At 72.8% G+C, this 19,933-nt stretch carries 20 protein-coding genes and 1 pseudogene; 13 read left to right on the forward strand and 8 right to left on the reverse strand.

Going from position 1 to position 19,933, the window contains the following annotated elements; translation table 11 throughout:
* Positions 1 to 64: 64 nt before the first annotated feature.
* The 7 genes from ACF3NS_RS04825 (at position 65) to ACF3NS_RS04855 (ending at position 6,511) form a co-directional block, all read left to right on the forward strand.
* Positions 65 to 2,149, forward strand: coding sequence for an iron chelate uptake ABC transporter family permease subunit (locus ACF3NS_RS04825; RefSeq protein WP_392468172.1), 2,085 nt, complete (start codon positions 65 to 67; stop codon positions 2,147 to 2,149).
* The gene (locus ACF3NS_RS04830) at positions 2,146 to 3,180 is read left to right on the forward strand and encodes an iron chelate uptake ABC transporter family permease subunit (RefSeq protein WP_392468173.1); all 1,035 of its coding nucleotides are present in this window, start codon (positions 2,146 to 2,148) and stop codon (positions 3,178 to 3,180) included. The genes ACF3NS_RS04825 and ACF3NS_RS04830 overlap by 4 nt, the downstream gene beginning before the upstream one ends.
* Positions 3,177 to 4,115 (forward strand): ABC transporter ATP-binding protein, encoded by a 939-nt coding sequence (locus ACF3NS_RS04835; RefSeq protein WP_286966880.1) that lies wholly within the window; start codon positions 3,177 to 3,179, stop codon positions 4,113 to 4,115. The genes ACF3NS_RS04830 and ACF3NS_RS04835 overlap by 4 nt, the downstream gene beginning before the upstream one ends.
* Entirely contained in the window at positions 4,091 to 5,176 is a 1,086-nt protein-coding gene (locus ACF3NS_RS04840; protein WP_154592431.1) for an S-(hydroxymethyl)mycothiol dehydrogenase, read from the forward strand. Before ACF3NS_RS04835 ends, ACF3NS_RS04840 begins: the two co-directional genes overlap by 25 nt.
* Positions 5,176 to 5,814, forward strand: coding sequence for an MBL fold metallo-hydrolase (locus ACF3NS_RS04845; RefSeq protein WP_288799564.1), 639 nt, complete (start codon positions 5,176 to 5,178; stop codon positions 5,812 to 5,814). Before ACF3NS_RS04840 ends, ACF3NS_RS04845 begins: the two co-directional genes overlap by 1 nt.
* A 9-nt stretch (positions 5,815 to 5,823) precedes the next feature.
* Positions 5,824 to 6,114 carry a YciI family protein gene (locus ACF3NS_RS04850; RefSeq protein ID WP_288799563.1) on the forward strand — a complete coding sequence of 97 codons (291 nt, stop codon included), beginning with the start codon at positions 5,824 to 5,826 and terminating at the stop codon, positions 6,112 to 6,114.
* A gap of 73 nt (positions 6,115 to 6,187) precedes the next feature.
* Positions 6,188 to 6,511 (forward strand): hypothetical protein, encoded by a 324-nt coding sequence (locus ACF3NS_RS04855; RefSeq protein WP_392468175.1) that lies wholly within the window; start codon positions 6,188 to 6,190, stop codon positions 6,509 to 6,511.
* A 25-nt stretch (positions 6,512 to 6,536) separates the two neighbouring features.
* Here the strand turns inward: ACF3NS_RS04855 and pabB are convergent, their stop codons facing one another.
* From pabB to ACF3NS_RS04880, 5 genes and pseudogenes are all read right to left on the reverse strand, one after another.
* Complete coding sequence (pabB, locus tag ACF3NS_RS04860) at positions 6,537 to 7,994, reverse strand: aminodeoxychorismate synthase component I (RefSeq protein WP_311966395.1); 1,458 nt, start codon at positions 7,992 to 7,994, stop codon at positions 6,537 to 6,539.
* A complete protein-coding gene (locus ACF3NS_RS04865) occupies positions 7,991 to 8,800 on the reverse strand; it encodes an aminotransferase class IV (RefSeq protein WP_154592428.1) in 810 nt (269 codons plus the stop codon). Before ACF3NS_RS04865 ends, pabB begins: the two co-directional genes overlap by 4 nt.
* A 227-nt stretch (positions 8,801 to 9,027) precedes the next feature.
* On the reverse strand, positions 9,028 to 9,459 hold the full coding sequence (paaI, locus tag ACF3NS_RS04870) for a hydroxyphenylacetyl-CoA thioesterase PaaI (protein ID WP_230082649.1): 432 nt from the start codon (positions 9,457 to 9,459) through the stop codon (positions 9,028 to 9,030).
* An 87-nt stretch (positions 9,460 to 9,546) separates the two neighbouring features.
* The gene (locus ACF3NS_RS04875) at positions 9,547 to 10,146 is read right to left on the reverse strand and encodes a 3-hydroxyacyl-CoA dehydrogenase family protein (protein ID WP_392469081.1); all 600 of its coding nucleotides are present in this window, start codon (positions 10,144 to 10,146) and stop codon (positions 9,547 to 9,549) included.
* 120 nt (positions 10,147 to 10,266) lie between these two features.
* Positions 10,267 to 10,787: pseudogene (locus ACF3NS_RS04880) on the reverse strand (3-hydroxyacyl-CoA dehydrogenase NAD-binding domain-containing protein); the annotation flags it as partial.
* A gap of 61 nt (positions 10,788 to 10,848) precedes the next feature.
* On the opposite strand from ACF3NS_RS04880, the gene paaN reads away from it, so the two are divergent.
* A complete protein-coding gene (gene paaN / locus ACF3NS_RS04885; protein ID WP_392468178.1) occupies positions 10,849 to 12,558 on the forward strand; it encodes a phenylacetic acid degradation protein PaaN in 1,710 nt (569 codons plus the stop codon).
* Positions 12,559 to 12,868: 310 nt separating this feature from the next.
* Entirely contained in the window at positions 12,869 to 13,660 is a 792-nt protein-coding gene (locus ACF3NS_RS04890; protein ID WP_392468179.1) for an MBL fold metallo-hydrolase, read from the forward strand.
* 411 nt (positions 13,661 to 14,071) lie between these two features.
* Here the strand turns inward: ACF3NS_RS04890 and ACF3NS_RS04895 are convergent, their stop codons facing one another.
* Both ACF3NS_RS04895 and ACF3NS_RS04900 read right to left on the reverse strand, forming a co-directional pair.
* A complete protein-coding gene (locus ACF3NS_RS04895; protein WP_392468181.1) occupies positions 14,072 to 14,542 on the reverse strand; it encodes a GNAT family N-acetyltransferase in 471 nt (156 codons plus the stop codon).
* A 66-nt stretch (positions 14,543 to 14,608) separates the two neighbouring features.
* Positions 14,609 to 15,151: a CGNR zinc finger domain-containing protein gene (locus ACF3NS_RS04900; RefSeq protein ID WP_154592424.1), complete on the reverse strand. Its 543-nt coding sequence runs from the start codon at positions 15,149 to 15,151 to the stop codon at positions 14,609 to 14,611.
* A 115-nt stretch (positions 15,152 to 15,266) separates the two neighbouring features.
* Between ACF3NS_RS04900 and ACF3NS_RS04905 the strand changes: the two genes are divergently transcribed.
* The 3 genes from ACF3NS_RS04905 to ACF3NS_RS04915 are packed head-to-tail and all read left to right on the forward strand — an operon-like array spanning position 15,267 to position 18,182.
* On the forward strand, positions 15,267 to 16,352 hold the full coding sequence (locus tag ACF3NS_RS04905; RefSeq protein WP_392468183.1) for a DMT family transporter: 1,086 nt from the start codon (positions 15,267 to 15,269) through the stop codon (positions 16,350 to 16,352).
* Between the two features lie 7 nt (positions 16,353 to 16,359).
* A complete protein-coding gene (locus ACF3NS_RS04910; RefSeq protein ID WP_392468185.1) occupies positions 16,360 to 17,421 on the forward strand; it encodes an alpha/beta hydrolase in 1,062 nt (353 codons plus the stop codon).
* Positions 17,418 to 18,182 (forward strand): NUDIX hydrolase, encoded by a 765-nt coding sequence (locus tag ACF3NS_RS04915; protein ID WP_288799911.1) that lies wholly within the window; start codon positions 17,418 to 17,420, stop codon positions 18,180 to 18,182. The genes ACF3NS_RS04910 and ACF3NS_RS04915 overlap by 4 nt, the downstream gene beginning before the upstream one ends.
* 128 nt (positions 18,183 to 18,310) lie before the next feature.
* Here the strand turns inward: ACF3NS_RS04915 and ACF3NS_RS04920 are convergent, their stop codons facing one another.
* Complete coding sequence (locus tag ACF3NS_RS04920) at positions 18,311 to 18,703, reverse strand: phage holin family protein (RefSeq protein WP_288799912.1); 393 nt, start codon at positions 18,701 to 18,703, stop codon at positions 18,311 to 18,313.
* Between the two features lie 41 nt (positions 18,704 to 18,744).
* Between ACF3NS_RS04920 and hisC the strand changes: the two genes are divergently transcribed.
* Positions 18,745 to 19,896 (forward strand): histidinol-phosphate transaminase, encoded by a 1,152-nt coding sequence (hisC, locus tag ACF3NS_RS04925; RefSeq protein WP_154592421.1) that lies wholly within the window; start codon positions 18,745 to 18,747, stop codon positions 19,894 to 19,896.
* The last annotated feature ends 37 nt before the right edge of the window (positions 19,897 to 19,933 follow it).

The following is a 19,933-nucleotide window of genomic DNA, read 5'->3' on the forward strand; positions in this document are numbered from 1 at the left end:
CCGCCGAGCGATAGGGCTAAGGTTTGCCTAACTTAGGCAAGCCTTACCGACGATTGGACCTCTCGTGCCCCTGACCCGCCGTTCCCTGCTGGTGCTCACCTCCGCGACGCTCGCCTCGGCCGTCACCCTCGCGGCCTGCGGCTCCGGCGCCGGCTCCACGAGCTCCGGCTCCGCCTCCGCCGGCGGCGCGACGTCCGGGGCTGCGTCCCAGGGCGCCGCCGAGCAGGGCGCCTTCCCGGTGACCATCAAGCACGCCTTCGGCGAGACCACGATCAGCAAGGAGCCGACCAGGGTCGCGACCGTGGGCTGGGTCGACCAGGACATGGCCGTCTCGCTCGGGGTGGTGCCGGTGGGCGCGACCGCGATGACGTGGGGCGGCAATGCCGGGAAGTCCACCGACTGGTTCGACGCGGCCGTGGCGAAGCTGGGCGGCAAGGCCCCCACGCGCTATGACGACACGGACGGCATACCGGTCACCGAGATCGCCACGCTGGCCCCGGACGTCATCCTGGCCACCAGCTCCGGCCTGACCAAGGCGGACTACGACAAGCTGTCCAAGATCGCGCCGGTCGTCGCCCAGCCGGGCGCGCCGTGGGTGACGCCGTGGACGACCTCGCTCGAGACGGTCGGCAAGGCCCTCGGCCGCCCCACCAAGGCCACCGCCGTCCGCGCGCAGACCGACAAGGTCGTCGCCGACGCCAAGGCGGCCCACCCCGAGCTCGCCGGCAAGACCATGGTCTTCGCCTACCTCACCACGACCGACCTGTCGCAGATCGGCATCTACGGCAAGGAGGACAACCGGGTCCGCGCCCTGGAGGCCTTCGGCCTGGAGGAGCGCTCCGATCGTGAGCTCCGCGGTCAAGCCGGGCCAGTTCTACGGCAACGTCTCCGCCGAGCAGGCCTCGACCATCCAGTCCGACGTGCTCCTGTCGTATGCCGAGAAGCCCACCGACATCGCGGCGTTCACGGCCAACCCGCTGATCGGCCAGATCCCGGCGCTGAGGTCGGGGCACGCCTATGCCGAGGTGGACAAGCAGATCGGCCTCTCGGTCACCAACCCCAGCCCGCTGTCCATGCCGGTCATCGTCGACAAGTACCTCCCCGGCGTGGTCAAGGCCGTCAAGGGCGCATGAGTCGCCCCGCCCCGGCGACGACCGCGCGAGCCCTCGCCCCGCCGGGCGTCCGCCTCCCGGCGGCCGCGCGGGCCCTCACCCCGTTGTTGCTCCTGCTGGTCGCGCTCGCGGCGTCGCTGCTCGTGGGCTCGCGCGCGGTGGCGCCGAGCGCCCTGATCGACGCCGCCCACCCCCTGCACGCCATCGCGATGGCACGGGTCGACCGGACGGTGCTCGCCGTCGTCGTGGGGGCGGCGCTCGGGTTGTCGGGGGCCTGCTTCCAGGGGCTGACCCGCAACCCCCTGGCGGACCCCGGCATCCTCGGGGTCTTTGCCGGGGCGTCCCTCGCGATGGTGGTGGCGATCAGCGTCCTCGGGGTGTCGGCACCGGCCGTGCACGTGACGGCGGCGTTCGTCGGGGCGGCGGTCGCCGCGGTCGTGGTCCACCTGCTCGCCGCCGTCTCCCGCGGCGGCCTGCGCCCTGGGTCGGTCACCATCGCCGGCGCCGCCGTGACCGCCGCCCTCACCTCGATCTCGACGGCCCTGCTGCTGGGGGACCGCGGGACGCTGCAGGCCTACCGCTTCTGGCAGGTGGGGACGATCGGTGGGCGGGACCTCGGCCTGCTCGGCGTCGTCGGCCCGCTGCTCGTCGTCGGCGCTCTGTTGTCCCTGGTGCTCGCCCGGCGCCTTGACGCGCTGGCGCTCGGCGACGACGCCGCCGCCGCCCTCGGCACCCACCCGACCCGCGCCCGCTGGGCCGTCGGGGCGGTGGCCGTGCTCCTCGCGGCCGGGGCGACGGCCCTGGCCGGGCCGGTCGGTTTCGTGGGGCTGCTGGTCCCGCACGCCGCCCGGGCCCTCGTCGGCCCGGCCCACGGCCGCCTGCTGCCGCTCAGCGCCGTCCTGGGGGCCGCGCTGGTGGCCGCCGCCGACACCCTCGGACGCGTGGTCCTGCCGCCGTCGGAGGTGCAGGTGGGGATCATGACCGCGATGGTCGGCCTGCCCGGCTTCGTGTGGGCCCTGCGACGGGGGCGGCTGTGAGCACCCTCGCCGCGCGGGAGGCGGCGACCCGCGACGCGCGCCGGACCCTGAGCCGAAGCGCCCACCACCGCCTTCTCGTCGGCGCCCTAGCCGTCCTCGCGCTCGGCCTGGCCGTCACGCGAGCCCTGCTGGGTGACATGGTGATCCCCGTCGCCGACGCCGTCGCGATCCTGCGCGGCGAGGTCATCCCGGGGGCGAGCTTCATCCTGATGGAGAGCAGCCTGCCGCGCGCCGTCCTCGGCCTGCTCGCCGGCGCCGCGTTCGGCGCGGCCGGCGCGATCTCCCAGACCGTCCTGCGCAACCCGCTCGCCAGCCCCGACATCGTGGGCGTCGGCATGGGCGCCTCCGCCGCCGCGGTCGTCGGCATCGTCGTCCTCGGCGTCAGCGGGCCTGCGCTGTCCCTCCTCGCGGTGGCGGGCGCCCTGGTCGTGGCCGTGCTCGTGCGGGTCGTCGCGCAGTCCACCGGCGAGCGCCTCGTGCTCGTCGGCGTCGGCGTCTCCTCGGTCCTGTCGTCGGTGGTCCACTACCTGTTCACCCGCGCCGACGAGCACGACACCCAGCTCGTGCTCCGCTGGCTGACCGGCAGCCTCGGCCAGGCCGACTGGTCGACGATCCGGTGGCTCGTGATGACGTCGGTCGCGGCATATGTGCTGCTGTGGCTCGCGAGCCGGGACCTGCCCGCCCTGCAGCTCGGCGACGACCTGGCCCTCGGGCTCGGGGGACGTCGGCACGCGGCAGATCTGCTCCTCGCCGTCGCCGTCGTCGTGCTGGCGCTCGCGGTAGCGGCGGTGGGGCCGATGGCCTTCGTGGCCTTCCTGGCCGGGCCGATCGCGCGGGCCCTGGACCGCGGTCGCCCGACGATCGTCGGCGCCGCCCTCGTCGGCGCCGTCGTGGTGGTCGCGGCCGACCTCGTCGGCGGCCACGTCATCCCCGACGTCCACCTGCCCGCCGGCGTCGTCACCGGCCTCACCGGCGCCCCCGTCCTGCTCTGGCTGCTGACCCGCGGCCGCACCGAAGGAAGCCTCCGATGACCCGACTCGCCACCCGCGACCTCACGCTCGGCTACGGCGGGGAGCCGGTCGTGCGCGACCTCACGCTCGCCATCCCCGACGGCCGCGTCACCGTCGTCGTCGGCCCCAACGCCTGCGGCAAGTCGACGCTGCTGCGCGGCCTCGCCCGGCTGCTGCGCCCGCGCTCGGGCGCCGTGCTGCTCGACGGTCGCCCGATCCACGAGCAGCCCACCCGGACCGTGGCCCGCGCTCTCGCCCTGCTGCCCCAGCACCCCGTCGCCCCCGACGGCGTCACCGTCGCCGAGCTGGTCGCCCGTGGCCGCCACCCGCACCAGGGGCTGTGGCGCCGGCACACGGCCCACGATGCCGAGGCCGTCGAGCGGGCCCTCGCCGAGACCGGCACCACCGCGCTCGCCGACACCCCCGTCGTCGAGCTGTCCGGCGGCCAGCGCCAGCGCGTGTGGATCGCCATGGCCCTCGCGCAGGAGACCGACCTGCTGCTGCTCGACGAGCCCACGACCTACCTCGACCTCACCCACCAGCTCGAGATGCTCGACCTGGTCGCCGCCCTCGACGCCGAGCGGGGCACCACCGTCGTCATGGTGCTGCACGACCTCGGCCTGGCGGCGCGGTATGCCGACCACCTCGTCGCCATGCGCGGCGGCGTGGTCGCGGCGCAGGGCGCACCCGCCGACGTGCTGACCGAGGAGCTGGTCCGCGACGTGTTCGCCCTGGACGCGCGCGTGATCGCCGACCCCGAGTCCGGGACCCCGCTCGTGGTGCCCCGCTGCTCGCCCCACCGCCCGTCCTGGACGGCGTCCGACCCGCGTTCCGGGCGTTTCCGGCATACGACCGGTTGGTCGCCGAGGGCCACGGGCAATGAGAGGGTGAGTGCATGGTCAACCGGCCGCGAGGCCAGGAAGGGGCGCACATGCCCACCACCGTCAAGGGAGTGATCTCCCGAGCCAAGGGCGAGCCGGTCGAGCTTGTCGACATCGTGATCCCCGACCCAGGGCCGGGCGAGGCCGTCGTCGACGTCCAGGCCTGCGGCGTCTGCCACACCGACTACCACTACCAGCAGGGCGGGATCAACGACGAGTTCCCCTTCCTGCTCGGGCACGAGGCCGCCGGCCGCGTCTCGGCCGTCGGGGAGGGCGTGACCGAGGTCGCCGTCGGGGACTTCGTGATCCTCAACTGGCGCGCCGTGTGCGGGGAGTGCCGGGCCTGCCGCCGCGGGCGTCCGTGGTACTGCTTCGCCACGCACAACGCCAAGCAGCGGATGACCCTCACCGACGGCACCGAGCTGACCCCTGCGCTGGGGATCGGGGCCTTCGCGGAGAAGACGCTGGTCGCGGCCGGTCAGTGCACGCGCGTGGACGAGCGCGCCGGCGCCGAGGCGGCGGGTCTGCTGGGCTGCGGCGTCATGGCCGGGCTGGGCGCCGCGATCAACACCGGCGGCGTCGGTCGTGGCGACTCCGTGGCCGTCATCGGCCTCGGGGGCGTCGGTATGGCGGCCGTCGTCGGCTCGCATCTCGCGGGCGCGGCCAAGATCATCGGCATCGACCTGGACCCCCGCAAGCGTGAGAAGGGGCGCTCGATGGGGGCGACGCACACCATCGACCCGGCCGACGGCGACGTCGTCGAGGCGGTGCGCGCGCTGACGGACGGCAACGGCGCGGACGTCGTCATCGATGCGGTGGGTCGCCCCGAGACCTACGAGCAGGCGTTCTACGCACGCGATCTCGCGGGGACCGTGGTGCTCGTGGGGGTGCCGACACCGGAGATGCGGATCGAGCTGCCGCTGCTCGACGTCTTCGGTCGTGGCGGGTCGCTCAAGTCCAGCTGGTATGGCGACTGCCTGCCCTCTCGCGACTTCCCCATGCTCATCGACCTCTACCTGCAGGGGCGGCTCGACCTGGACGCGTTCGTGTCCGAGACGATCGGGCTGGGCGACGTCGAGGAGGCCTTCGCCACCATGAAGCGTGGTGACGTCCTCCGCTCGGTGGTGACGCTCTGATGGCCGGCGACGTGCAGGTCCAGCAGCTCGTCACGTCGGGGACGTTCTCCCTCGACGGGGGCACCTGGGACGTCGACAACAACGTGTGGATCGTCGGCGACGATGACGAGTGCGTGGTCTTCGACGCCCCGCATGACGCCTCGGCCATCGCCGCCGCCGTCGGCGAGCGTCGGCTGGCGGCGATCGTGTGCACGCACGCGCACGACGACCACGTCAACCAGGCGGCCGCTCTCGCGGAGGCCACCGGCGCCCCGATCTGGCTCAACCCGCACGACCTCGAGCTGTGGCAGCAGACCTATGACACGCGCCAGCCCGACGAGGACATCGTCGACGGCACCGAGATCACCGTGGGCGGGGTGACGCTGCGGGCGATCGCGACGCCGGGGCACACGCCGGGCGGCACCTGCTTCTACAGCGAGGAGCTGGGGTGCGTGTTCAGCGGTGACACCCTCTTCCAGGGAGGCCCGGGCGCCACGGGACGGTCGTTCTCGTCATACGACACCATCGTCGACTCGATCCGCACCAGGCTCTTTGCGCTGCCCGACGACACGATCGTGCACACCGGGCACGGCCCGGACACGACCATCGGCGCGGAGCGGGCCGGCGCCGACGGGTGGGAGGACCCCAGCGCTGCCTAGGGTGGGCCCATGGCCTACTACGCAGTCCGCTACTCCTACTCCGACGACCCCCGCCTCGACGAGATCCGGCCCGAGCACCGCGCGTTCCTCGGCCGGCTCGCCGAGGCGGGGTCGCTGCAGGCGTCCGGTCCCTACGTCGACGTGAAGCCGGCGTCGGCGCTGCTGATCCTCCGCGCCGACAGCGCCGACGAGGTGCGCTCGCTGCTGGAGGACGATCCCTTCCAGCAGCACGGGCTCGTCGCGGGGATCGACGTCACCGAGTGGAACCCCGTCATCGGCGTCTTCGCCGCCCAGCCCTGACCCGCCGGGGGCCGAGGCATCGGCCGGCCTTCGTTCGCCAGGCTGATGCCTCGGCCCCCGGTAGGTTCTGGCCATGAGCGAGCCGCAGGGCACCGACGTCGACGTCGACTGGGCCGTCGCCCGGGACGCCAACCGCGCCAACTGGGACGAGCGGGCGGGCCTGCACGAGGTCGCCTACGGGATCGAGCGCTGCGCCGAGGACCCGGCATACCTCTCCACCGTGGTCAGCGACGACCTGCCCGTCCTCGCCGCCCACCTGCCGCAGGGCTCGCTGCGCGGCCTCGACGTCGTGCACCTGCAGTGCCACATCGGCACCGACCCATCAGCGAGCCCTGACGCGCCTGTTGGCCCCACCCCGCGGCATCGGGTGAGTCTGCTGCGGGTAGGCGAGCAGTGAAGTCACCCGATCGCGACCGGGAAGGTCAGGGTCGGAGGGCGGGTAGGACGGCGTCGGCCTTGAGCAGCATCTCGTCGGTCTCGGCCTGCGGGTCCGAGTCCAGGACGATCGCCCCGCCCGCGCCGATCTCGACCTGCCCGTGGTGCATGACGGCGGTGCGGATCACGACGGACAGGTCCACCGCACCGCTGCGGTCGATGAAACCCAGTGCCCCTGAGTAGATCCCGCGCGCCCGTGCCTCGAGCTCGTCGATGATCTGCATGGTGCGGTGCTTGGGGGCGCCCGTCATCGACCCGCCGGGGAAGCACGCCTCGACGGCGTCGATCGCGGTGCGGTCCTCGGCAAGCCGCCCGCGCACGGTCGTCACGAGCTGGTGCACGGTCGCGTAGGACTCGACGTGCATGAGTCGAGGCACGTGGATCGTCGCCGGGTCGCAGACGCGTGACAGGTCGTTGCGCAGCAGGTCGGCGATCATGAGGTTCTCGGCACGGGTCTTGGCGTCGGCGGCGAGATCGGCTGCGGCACGGGCATCGTGGGTGGGGTCGGTATGACGCCTTGCCGTCCCCTTGATCGGCTTGGTGGACACCTCGCCGTCACGCGTCACGCGCAGGAACAGCTCGGGGCTGGCCGACAGGACGTGCCGGTCCCCGAGGCGGAGGTAGGCCGCGTGCGGGGCCGGGTTGAGCCGGCGCAGCCGCAGATAGATGTCGAACGGGTCGTCGTGCGACTCCGCGAGAACCGTGTCGGTCAGGCAGATCTCGTAGGACTCGCCGCGCCGCAGCGCGTCGAGGCAGGCCTCGACGTCCTGGCGGTACTGCTCCACGCTGCGCACGAGAAGCGTTGCTGCGCGACGGGACCCGTCGGGCGGGGTGCCCGGCCATCCGGGCCGTGGCGGGTGATGCGGGCAAGGCGGACGAGCAGCGTTGATGTGCAACGTCTCCCGCGCCCACGCCAGCCATGCTGCGGCGCCCGAGCCGTGCGCGACGAGCCATGCGGCACCGGTCGCGTGGTCGATGACGAGCAGCCGGTCACAGCGCATCCACACGGCGTCGGGGTGCTGCGACACGTGGCGGTTGGTGGATCCGAGGTCCCCCTTGAGCTCGTAGCCGAGGTAGCCCACCCACCCGTCGACGAGCTCGAACGGCAGCCCCTCGCCTCCACCCGGCGACTGGGGACGTTCGTGCCCGGATCTCGGGCACGAACGTCCCCGTTCCGTGGCGGGCGCGAGGCGTCGGCGCAGCGCCTCCAGGATCGTCCCGTCCTCGCGGTGCTCCCGGCCACCGGCGGTGACCACGACCTGCCCCTGGCCGACGGCATACGTCAGCACCTCGCCATCGGCCCCCGGCGACCCGAGGTAGGAGAAGCGAGCCAGCCCAGGCTCGGCGCGGGCGCTGTCCAACCAGCAGGCCCAACGGGATTCGCCGAAGAGCCATGCAAAGGCGGAGCCGACGTCGCCGGGCGGCGGGACCCGCTCGACGATCACGTGGTGAGCTGCTCGGGCAGCGGCCCGGTCGTCTCATCGAGGGCGTCGCAAAGCAACGAGGTGAGTCCCGCGGTCAGGGCGCCGTGGGGGGAGTGGCGGGGTCCGCCATCGGGCAGCACCCAGCTGCTCACCTGCTGGATCCCCCTGGCGGCGTTGACCGTCCACACCGGCTTGTCGAGCAGCGCGTCCACGGTGACCCGGCCGCGCCGCAGCGGGTGCGGGGTGTCGGCCAGGGAGATCTCGAGGCACTCGATGGTCACGGACGGCAGCGACAGGTCGTCGTCGGGACGCGTCACGAAGGCCTCGCCGTCCCACCACACCAGCGCCGAGTAGGTCGCCTCCATGGCTTCGGGCAGCTGCTCCTCGACCCGCCACAGCAGTGCGTCCTCGGCGCCGAGCTCGCGCGCCCGTCCCTGCAGCTGGCCTTGCACGACGAGGTCGGGGCCCTTGATGTGCGGCCACTTGCGGGGGTCCGGGACGTCGGCGACCCACAACGCGATCTCGGTGGGGGCGTCGCCGGCAGGCCGCAGCCACAGCGCGACGGCGTCGTTGTAGGCCTCCAGCCGGGGAAACCACCTGCCGGCGCGGGGGATTCGGGCGAGGACCTCGTCGACGACGACGTGCAGGTCCTGGAAGTGCACGAACAGCTCGGCCGTCGCCGCGAACCGCTGGATGTGACGCTCCGGCCGCCGCGACCGCCCCTCCTGGACGAGCCAGGAGTCGATCACCTGCGGGGGATGGTCGCCGGGGGGTTGCGGGCCCCACCACCAGCGCTCGCCGTCACGGACGGCCTCGGTCTTGTTCACCGGCGCATCGTGCCACGTATGCCGCGCCCGCCCCGCACGGGGTCACCGCTGCTCACGTCCGTCCCGCCCTGGAGAGACGACCTCCAGCCCGGCATCCGTCGCGGCGTCGATCATTTGCTGGTCATGGCTGACCACTGCGCTGAGGTCCTCGCCGAGGGCTAGTCGTAGAGGTCGGGGCGCTCGTCGATGGGGGGCAGTGTCATGGCGGCTACTTCGTCGGTGGCTGCTCAGGCCGACGGGCGGGGCTTGAGGGCGCGCGACCGCCCCCGGAAGTGCGCGATCAGCTCGCCGTCGCCCTCGCGCGTGACGGTGACGTCGGTGATCCCGTTGCGGCCGTAGCGGGTCCGCTCGACGCCTTCGGCGAGCAGCACGTCACCGAGGGCTGCCGACCGCACGAAGTCGATGTCGCAGCCCGCCGCGACGGTCAGCTCGCCGCCGGCGTTGCAGACGAGGGCGAAGGTCGAGTCGGCGAACGTGAAGATGTAGCCGCCGTGCATGATCCGGTGGCCGTTGACCATGGTCTCGGTGACGGCCATGCGGGTGCGGGCCCGGCCGAGGCGACCGTCGTGGTCGACCGAGACGAGCTCGATGCCGAGGTGGCGCGAGGCGCCGTCGTCGTCCCACATCGTGCGGACGTGGGACAGGTCGGGATCCAGCATGCGACTCCTTCGTCGAGACCTACCGGGGGTAGGGGCATCAGCCTGGGGGACGGAGGCCGGTCGATGCCCCTACCCCCGGTAGGGGCATCAGCCTGGGGGACGGAGGCCGGTCGATGCCCTTACCCCCGGTAGGTCCTGGCTGAGGGCCTTGGAGGGACGGTAGCGGCCACCAGGATAGATCTCGGCCAGCTCCTCCAGCTGCGCCTTGATCACGTCGAAGCCGATCTCGCGACCCCACTCGATCGGCCCGCGCGGGTAGTTGGCGCCGAGGCGCATGGCGGTGTCCACGTCCTCGGCGGTCGCCTCACCACGCACCACGACCGCCAGTGCTTCGTTGACCAGCATGGCCAGCGTCCGCGCGACCGGGTCCGTCCGCACCGGGCCGCCCACAAGCCGCTCCACCGCGGCCTCGTCCGGCGACGCGTCCACCGCCTGGTCGCTCTCGTCATACCGATAGATGCCGTGACCGGTCTTGCGCCCCAACGCTCCTCGAGCCACGAGGTCCTGCTGGTATGCCGTGGGCTCGTAGCGCGCGTCGTGGTCGGTCTGCTCCCACACGGACGTCCCGACGGCGAGGTTGACGTCCTGCCCGATCAGGTCCGTGAGCTCCAGCGGCCCCATCCTGAAGCCGGCCCCGCGCAGCGCCGCGTCGATGGTGGCCGCGTCCGCGATGCCCTCGGCGACCATCCGCTGGGCCTCGCCGTAGAACGGCCGCGCGACCCGGTTGACGATGAATCCCGGTGTGCTGGCGCAGCGCACGGGCGTCTTGCCCCACGCGCGCACGAGGTCGCAGGCGTCGTCGACCGAGTCGGTCCCGGAGCGGGCCCCGCGCACGACCTCGACCAGCCTCATCAGGGGAGGGGGTTGAAGAAGTGCAGGCCGATGATCCGCTCGGGGTGAGCGATCCCCTCGGCGATCGCCGTGATCGACAGCGAGGAGGTGTTGGACGCGAGGATGGTGTCCGCGTCCTGCCGTGCCGCGAGAGCGGCAAAGATCTCACGCTTGACCTCGAGGTCCTCGACGACCGCCTCGATCACGAGCCGGCAGGAGGGCAGCGTCCGCAGGTCCTCGGCGACCCCCAGGCGGCCGCCCGCCGCAGCGGCCTCGTCGGCGCCGATCCGGCCCTTGTCGGCGAGGCGGCCCAGCGTCGACCGCAGCCGCTCGACCGCCTCCTGAGCAGCACCGTCACGGGCGTCGACGAGCACGACCTCGTGCCCCGCCTGCGCGGCCACCTGGGCGATCCCCGACCCCATCGCACCGGCCCCGACGACCGCGACCATCCCCGGTGCGGGCGTGGTGCCGGACTGCTCGCTCGCGTGGTCACTCATGCACGCATCGTGGCACGTCGGCAGCCTCGCGGCGAGGTGAACCCCTCGTTACGATCGGCACGTGACCACCCAGGCAACGACGCCCAGCCACCCACTCCTCGACGCCCACGCGGCCACCCTCGACGAGGCCGCCGAGGCCCTGCGCACCCGCAGCTTCTACTCCCGCTACCCCGCCTCGCCCAGTCCCCGCGTCTACGGCGAGGGCTCCGCGGAGGCAGGGCAGAGCGCCTACGAGGCGCGGCTCGGCGCGGCCTTCACCGAGCTCGACGACCAGCCCACCACGGGCGAGCGGGTGGGCGACGAGGTCTCGCCATACGGCCCGACCCTCGGGATCACCTATCCCGTCCTCGACCTCGACGAGGCCCTGCCGGCAGCGCGCGCCGCGGTGCGGGCCTGGCGCGACGCGGGCCCCCGCGTCCGCGCCGCCGTCTGCGTCGAGATCATCGACCGGCTCAACACGCGGTCCTTCGAGATGGCGGGCGCCGTGATGCACACGAGCGGCCAGCCGTTCGTGATGAGCTTCCAGGCCGGCGGGCCCGAGGCGCAGGACCGCGCCCTCGAGGCCGTCACCGCCGCCCTCGTCGAGCAGGAGCGCCTCCCCTCCTGCGTCATCTGGGAGAAGCCCGCCAAGGGCGAGCCCCTGCGCCTGCAGAAGGACTACAAGGTCGTCGGCCGCGGCGTCGGCCTGGTCATCGGCTGCAACACCTTCCCGACCTGGAACGCCTACCCCGGCATCTTCGCCTCGCTGGCGACCGCCAACGCCGTGGTCGTCAAGCCCCACCCGCGCGCCATCCTGCCCCTCGCCATCACGGTCGCCGTGTGCCGCGAGGTGCTGGCCGAGGCCGGCTTCGACAAGGCCCTCGTGCAGCTGGCGGCCGACCGCGACGGCGGCACGCTCGCCAAGGATCTCGCCGAGCGCGACGAGATCGCGATCATCGACTACACGGGTGGGCCGGCCTTCGGCGCCTGGCTGGAGACCGAGGCGGCCGCGCGCGGCAAGCTCGTCTACACCGAGAAGGCCGGCGTCAACACGATCGTGGTCGACTCCACCGACTCGCTGAGGTCGACCCTCGGCAACCTCGCGTTCTCCCTGTCCCTCTACTCCGGGCAGATGTGCACCGCCCCGCAGAACATCTACGTCCCCAAGACCGGCATCGACACCGACGAGGGCCACCTGTCCGCCGACGAGTTCGCCGACCGGCTCGGTGCGGCGGTCGCGCGCTTCAACGGCGACGACGCCAAGGCCGTCGAGATCCTCGGCGCCACCGTCAACGACCAGGTGCGCTCCAACGTCGGGTCCCTCGCCGAGATCGCCGCCGAGGGGGAGGGGCGGGTCGTGCTCGACACGCGTCCCGTCACCCACCCGAGCTGGCCGGACGCGGTCGTGCGGACGCCCGGGATCGTGCAGCTCGACGTCAGGCACGAGGACGTCTACACGCAGGAGTACTTCGGGCCCGTCTCCTTCGTGATCGCCACCGAGTCGACCGAGCAGTCGCTCGCCCAGCTCTCCGACACGGTGGCCGAGCACGGCGCGATGACGGCGGCGGTCTACTCGACGTCGCAGGCCGTGCTGGAGGAGGCGCGGGAGGCGGCGGCCGACGGTGGCGTCGCGCTGTCGGAGAACCTCAACGGTCAGGTCTTCGTCAACCAGACCTCGGCGTTCTCGGACTACCACGGGACGGGCGCCAACCCGGCGGCCAACGCGGCCTACTCCGACGCGGCGTTCGTGGCCAACCGGTTCCGCGTCATCACGAGCCGCCGCCACGTCTGACCTACCCCCGGTCGTCACATCGGCCGGGCTTCGTTCGCCAGGCTGATGTTCCTACCCCCGGTCGTCACATTGGCCGGGCTTCGTTCGCCAGGCTGATGTTCCTACCCCCGGTCGTCACATTGGCCGGGCTTCGTTCGCCAGGCTGATGTTCCTACCCCCGGCGGGTCTTGCCCGCCCAGCCCGTATGCCGACCGCCCGCCGCCTCGCGGATCCCCGCGAGGCGGCGGGCGGACCGGCATACCGGCAACCGCCCACCACGTGACGGCTCGACCTAGGCTGCTAGGCATCGACGCTCGTGGAGGAGACCCTCATGCCCGAGGCAACGCTGGAGTTCATCGGCACCGCGACCACCCTGCTGCGGATCGGCCCGTTCACGGTCCTCACGGACCCCAACTTCCTGCATCGCGGGCAGTACGCCTATCTCGGCAAGGGCCTGGTCAGCCGTCGCCGCACCGAGCCCGCGATGACCCCCGCCGAGCTGCCCGAGCTCGACGCGATCGTCCTGTCCCACCTGCACGGCGACCACTTCGACCGGGTGGCGCGCCGCGAGCTGCGCCGGGACGTGCCCCTGCTGACGACCCGCCAGGCGGCGCCGAGGCTCGAGCGGTGGGGCTTCCCCGCGCGGGGGCTGCCACGGTGGGGCTCGCACCTGCTCGAGCGTGACGGCGTGGGCCTCACCGTCACGGCGACGCCCGGCCGCCATGCCCCCGGCCCCGCCCAGGCGTTGCTGCCGCCGGTCATGGGCTCGGTGCTGGAGCTCGACACGGGGTCAGGCGCGCCGTTCCGGGCCTACGTCACCGGCGACACCCTCTATCGCCGCTCCCTGCGCCGCGTCGTCGACCGGCTCGGCCCCATCGACGCGATGGTCATCCACCTCGGCGGGACCCGAGTCCTCGGGCTGATGGTCACGATGGACGACCGGCAGGGTGCGCGGCTCGTCAGGACCGTGCAGCCGGCCGTGACGGTGCCGATCCACTACGACGACTACGGCGTGTTCCGTTCTCCGCTCGAGGACTTCGAGCAGCGCTGGGCGCGCGAGGGGCTGCCCGGCGAGCTGCACCTCGTGGCGCGCGGCGAGACTGTCTCGCTGCGGCCGGACTGACGCTGTGGGTGCTCGCCGGCTTGAAGACCTATCTCAAGACGGGGCGCCCCATGGCCGGCTCCGGCTCCTGACCTACCTCAGGTAGTCACACCGCCCGGGTTGGACGCCCCTACCCCCGGTAGTCACATTCGCCGGGCTTCGTTCGCCAGGCGGATGTTCCTACCCCCGGCGGGTCTTGCCCCCCAGGCCGTATGCCGACCGCCCGCCGCCTCGCAGGTCCCCGCGAGCCGGTGGGCGGTGCGTCATACGGCCGACGTCCGCTCACCGGCTGAGCGCGGCACGTCCCGCCTCCTCCATCCGATCGGACGCGTCGACGGGGTCCAGCTGGGCCGCGACGGGGTGGCCGCGCGGGGGCATCGGGGCTGCTTCGGCCCTGCTGAGGTCAGCCGCCCACCTCAGGTGGGCCTGAGGTCACCCGCCGTAGACGAGCGGCTCGTACTCGCGGTGCCGCTCGATCCACCCCTTGATGAACGGGCAGGTCGGCATGACCTTGCGGGTCCCCTGCTCGCGCACGTCGTCCAGGCCGTAGCGCGCCAGGGCGCTGCCGACCCCCTTGCCCTCGAACGCCGGGTCCACCTCGGTGTGGGTGAACTCGGCGAGGTCGTCGGTCAGCTGGTACTCGGCGAAACCGGCCAGCTCCCCGTCGATCCGGGCCTCGTAGCGGTGCTGCTCGGGGTTGTTGGTGACCTGGACGTCGCTCATGTCAGTCCTCTCCTCGCGTGCGGGATGTGCTGTCTGCTCGACCCTAGCCGCGGCAGGCTCACCCGTCCTGACGGTGGGTTCGCGCGCGACCGGGAAGCTCACCGACCGTGCGATGAAGCACAGGCCCGGCACGTGGCGGCGACTCGGTGTGGCGGTGGGCGGGTCGGCATACACGCACATCCCGCACGCGCACGATCAGCCGGCCTCCGGATCATCGACCTGGGGGACGGAGGCCGGCCGATGCCTCTACCCCCGGTAGGTCTTGCGGGAGCGGTAGGCCTGGACCGCCATGCGGTTGCCGCAGCCGCGGTCGCAGTAGCGGCGCGAGCGGTTCTTGGACAGGTCGATGATCACGCCGTCGCAGTCCTCGGCCTCGCACACCCGCAGCCGGTCCAGCTCGCCGGACCGCACCACGTCCACCATCGCCATCGCGGACTCGACGGCGATCCGGTGCGCCAGCGGAGCGGAGCTCGAGATGGCGTGCAGGTGCCAGTCCCACCAGCCCTCGTGGCGCACGACCTGCGGGAGCGCCTGGTGGCGGGCCAGCAGGTCGTTGACCAGGCCGACCACGCCCTCCTCGTCGAGCTCCCACAGGCGGTGCAGCTCCCCGCGCAGCGCGAGCACCCCCGCCAGCTCGGCCGCGTCGTGCGCCCGCGCCCCCGTGTAACCGAACTGGCCCACGAACTCCTCGAGGTCCTCCAGCGTGCTCAGCGTCGCCGGCTCGACGCCCGTGTTGACCAACGCGGCCATCGATACCAGAGCGTCGCGGGTGTCATGGGCAAAAGTCATATTGACTCCTTACTCGGCCCAGGTCTAGTGTCACTAGCGTAAACCCACTTCGCTCATGACGCCCGCTGTCGTGCGTCACGACAGTCGTGCCTCGAAACCCCCGAGAGGAGTGCCCATGACCGCCATGACCCGCACCACCGACCCGACCGTCACGGACCCGATCGTCGCTCACCCCACCGTCACGGACCCCGTCGTGGACGCTCTCCGCCTCGGCGACGTCGACGTCGACCCGCTGCCTCACGTCCCCGACGAGCTGGCCACCGAGCAGGCCACCCAGCACCCCGCTCGCACCCGCCCCCGCGGCGTCTCCCGCGGTCTGGTCCTCGCCCTGATCTCGGCCGTCGGCTTCGCCACCTCGGGATCCTTTGCCAAGGCGCTGCTCGAGGCGGGCTGGAGCCCGGGCGCCGCCGTCACCGCCCGCATCGCGGGTGCCGCGCTCGCCCTCGGCATACCGGCCCTGTGGTTGATGCGGCACCGGCTGCGCGCCTTCGTCGACAACGCCGGCGTGATCATCGCCTACGGCGTGGTCGCCGTGGCCGGCAGCCAGCTGTTCTACTTCAACGCCGTCACGCACCTGTCGGTCGGCGTCGCGCTCCTGCTGGAGTACCTCGCCCCCGTCCTCATCGTCGGCTACGTCTGGCTGCGCACCCGACGCACCCCGGCCCCGGCGACGCTGCTCGGCGCGACCCTGTCCATGGCCGGGCTCGCCCTGGTCATCGACCTGTTCGGCGGCATCGGCATCGACCCGGTCGGGCTCCTGTGGGGACTCGCCGCCGCCTGCTGCAACGCCACCTACTTCCTGCTCGCCGCCCGCGACACCAAGGGTCTGCCGCCCATCGCCCTCGCGGCCGGCGGCATGGTCGTCGGCGGCGCGGTGCTCGCTCTGGTGGGCGTGGTCGGCCTCGTCCCCATGGTCGCGACGACCCGACCCGTGGCCCTCGCCGGCATGACGGCGCCCTGGTGGGTGCCCGTCCTCGGCCTGGTCCTGCTCGCCGCGGCGGTGGCCTACGGCTTCGGCGTCGCCGCGACCCGGAGGCTCGGCTCGACCGTCGCGTCCTTCGTCGGGCTGACCGAGGTGGTGTTCGCGGTGCTCATCGCGTGGCTCCTGCTCGGCGAGCTCCCGGGCCTCGTCCAGCTCGCCGGTGGGGCGCTGATCCTCGCGGGTGTTGCGGCCGTCAAGATCGGGGAGTCGCGGGCATGATGGGGACGTGCCCTCGACCCGCCGTCCCCTGACCCTGCGCGCCACGCAGTCCGTGCTGCGTGGCGTCGCGCGCCTGCCCCGGCCGGTCCTGCGTCTGGTCGCGGGCCGGCCGCGGCGCGTCGACGGCCACACCCTGCGCACGGACGTCCAGGTGGCCCTGCGCCTGCTCGACCTGGCCCCCGGCAGCGAGGCCGCCGAGCTGACCCCGGACCAGTGGCGCGCCGAGATCGAGACCGAGGCCTGGCTCTTCGGCCATCAGCCGCACGTCGCGTCCGTCCGCGACGGCTCGCTCCCGGGGCCCGCCGGCCCGATCCGCACCCGCACCTACGACCCCTCGCCGGGCGAGCCCGCCCCCGGGGTGGTCGTCTACCTCCACGGCGGCGGCTTCGTGGCCGGTTCCCTCGACAGTGCCGATCCCGTATGCCGATTCGTCGCGCGCTATGCCGGTCTGACCGTCGTCTCGGTCGACTACCGCCTGGCGCCGGAGGCGCCCTTCCCGTGCGCGGTCGAGGACGCGGTGGCGGCGTTCCGGCACGTGCGCGACCACCGCGACGAGCTGGGCGGTGACGGCTCGACCCCGGTCGCCGTCATGGGCGACAGCGCCGGCGGCAACCTCGCCGCCGTCGTGTGCCACCGCACCGTCGAGGACGAGGCCGGCGGCCCGGACCTGCAGGTGCTGCTCAACCCCGTCACCGACTGGTCGCGCAAGTCGCGGTCCTACGCGTTGTTCCCCACGGGCTACTTCCTCACCGAGGCCACCATGGACTGGTACGCCTCGCACTACCTGCGCGAGCCCGAGCAGGCCCGCCACCCCGACGCCTCGCCGCTGCTCGCGCGACACCTCGGCGGGCTGCCCCCGGCCTACGTCCTGGTGTCGGCCTTCGACGTGCTGCGCGACGAGGCCCTGGCCTATGCCGCGCGTCTCGAGGAGGCCGGGGTGCCGGTCACGCTCCGGGTCGACGAGGACGGCACGCACGGCGACATCAACGCCATGGGCGTCTCGCGCACCAGCCGTGACCTCGTCATCGAGGTGGCCGAGGCCGTGCGCGACCTGCTGGTGCGCCGATGATCGTCCGCGAGATCGGCGACGGGATCGTCGAGCTCGACCTCACCGGTCACTCGCCCGACGACCTCGCGGGGATCGACGCGCTGCGCGACGAGGTCGCCGCGGGGATCGCCGACGGGTGGCGCCGGGTGCAGACGCTGCACGATCCCGACGACGTGGTCACGCACCGCCTGGCGGCTCGGCTCGGCCTGCGGCACGAAGGCACCCTGCGCGGCATCGGTCCCGGCCACGGAGACCGCGTCGTCATGGCTCGGCTGGCGGCCGACCCCGGCCCCGAGACGCGCGAGGGCTTCCTCGGCGTGCTCGACACCACGATGCCCACCAAGCGCAACATCGCCCAGACGCTGCTGCGCGACCCGGACGGCCGCGTCCTGCTCTGCGAGCTCACCTACAAGCGTGAGTGGGACCTGCCGGGCGGCATCGTCGACCCGGGGGAGCCGCCGTCGACGACCGCCGAGCGCGAGGTCGCCGAGGAGCTCGGCCTGGACCTGCCGGCCCGTGAGCTGCTGGCCGTCGACTGGCTCCCGCCCTACCGAGGGTGGAGCGACGCCACCTTGTTCGTCTTCGACGGCGGCGTGCACCCGGCCGACCTCGTGGGCCGGGTCACCTTGCAGCCGCGCGAGATCCGCGCCCTGCACTGGGCCACGCCCGAGCAGGTGCGGGAGCACTGCGCCGCGTATGTCGTGACCCTGCTGGAGCACCTCGCCGCCACGCCGGTCGGCAGCGGCACGGCATACCTCGTCGACGGCCGCCCGCGCGCCTGACACCCACGGCCGACCCTCCCAGCACCGGCCCCTCCACCGCCGGCCCGCTCCAACGCACGACGGGGACGTTCATGCCCGCCAGGCGAGCACGAAGGTCCCCGTCGTCACGGGAGGCGGGGAGGGGGGGATCAGAGCTCGTCGGGGTCGGGCAGCAGGATGTTGAGCAGCAGCGACACGAACGCCACGACCAACGCCCCCAGGATCGCGTCCCAGAAGAAGCTGTCGACCCGGAAGTCCAGGCCGAGCGGACCCGCCAGCCACGACGTGAGCTGGAGCATCAGGGCGTTGACCACCCACGTGAACAACCCGAGCGTGAGGATGATCGCCGGCCAGCTGAAGAACTTGACGACCGGCTTGACGACCGCGTTGATCAGGCCGAACACGACGGCCACCAGCAGGATCGACAGCAGGCGCGTGGCGAGGGACGGCTTGTCCTCGCCCAGGTGGATCCCGGAGACGACCATGGCCGCGACCCAGAGCGCGATGCCGTTGACGAGGGTCTTGATCGCGAGGTTCCTCATGGCCATATGGTGACATGTCGACCCCCGCATATGGTGGTGCCATGACCGCAGCCGACGCCGCCACCAGCGAGCTCAGCCCCGACCGCGACGACGCGGCCACCCCCGAGAGCGAGGTGCGGCTGCGCGAGACCCTCGCCGCCGTGCCCGCCTACGTCCCGGGACGCCCGGCGCCCGAGGTCCCCGGCCTGAGGACCTACAAGGTCAGCAGCAACGAGAACCCCTACCCCCCGCTGCCGAGCGTGCTCGAGGTCATCGCGGCCTCCGCCACCACGGTCAACCGCTACCCCGACATGGCGGTGACCGAGCTGACCCAGGCGTTGGCGGACTTCCTCGGCGTGCCCAACGACCACATCAGCACGGGCACCGGCTCGTCGGCCGTCCTCACCCAGCTCGTGACGGCGACCTGCGGCCCGGGCGACGAGGTCGTCTATCCCTGGCGGTCCTTCGAGCTCTACCCCATCGTCACCGCGCTCGCCGGCGCGACGAGCGTGCAGGTGCCGCTCACCGCCGACCAGCGCCACGACCTCCCGGCGATGGCCGCGGCGATCACCGACCGCACCCGCCTGGTCATCGTCTGCACACCCAACAACCCCACCGGCCCGTCGGTCCACGCCGACGAGCTGGAGGCCTTCCTCGCGCAGGTGCCGCCGCACGTCCTGGTCGTCATCGACGAGGCCTACCTCGAGTTCGTCCGCGACCCGGCGACGCCGGACGCGATCGAGCTCTACCGCAACCACAGCAACATCGCGGTGCTGCGGACCTTCTCGAAGGCCTACGGCCTCGCGGGCCTGAGGGTCGGGTATGCCGTGGCGCCCTCCGAGGTCGCGGCGGCCCTGCGCAAGTGCGCCCTGCCGTTCGGCGTGTCGAGGATCGCCGAGGACGCCGCGGTCGCCAGCCTGGGCCTGTTCGCCGAGCTCGACGAGCGGGTGCAGGCACTCGTCACGGAGCGTGATCGCGTGACCACCGGTCTGGCGGAGCAGGGATGGCGCCTGCCCGACACCCAGGCCAACTTCGTCTACTTCCCGGTGGGGGAGCACTGCGCCGAGCTCGCCGAGGCCCTGCGCGAGGCGGGACTCGTGGTCCGGCAGTACGGCACCGACGGCGTCCGCGTGACCATCGGTGAGGAGGAGGCCAACACCCGCCTGCTGGAGGTCGCGGACCGTGTCCGCCCCCGCGTCCAGCCGGGTGACTAGTCCGCAGTGACGGTTTGCCCCAGGTTCACTTGTCGGT

The organism is Arsenicicoccus cauae (genome assembly GCF_043162025.1).
Taxonomy (GTDB): domain Bacteria; phylum Actinomycetota; class Actinomycetes; order Actinomycetales; family Dermatophilaceae; genus Arsenicicoccus; species Arsenicicoccus cauae.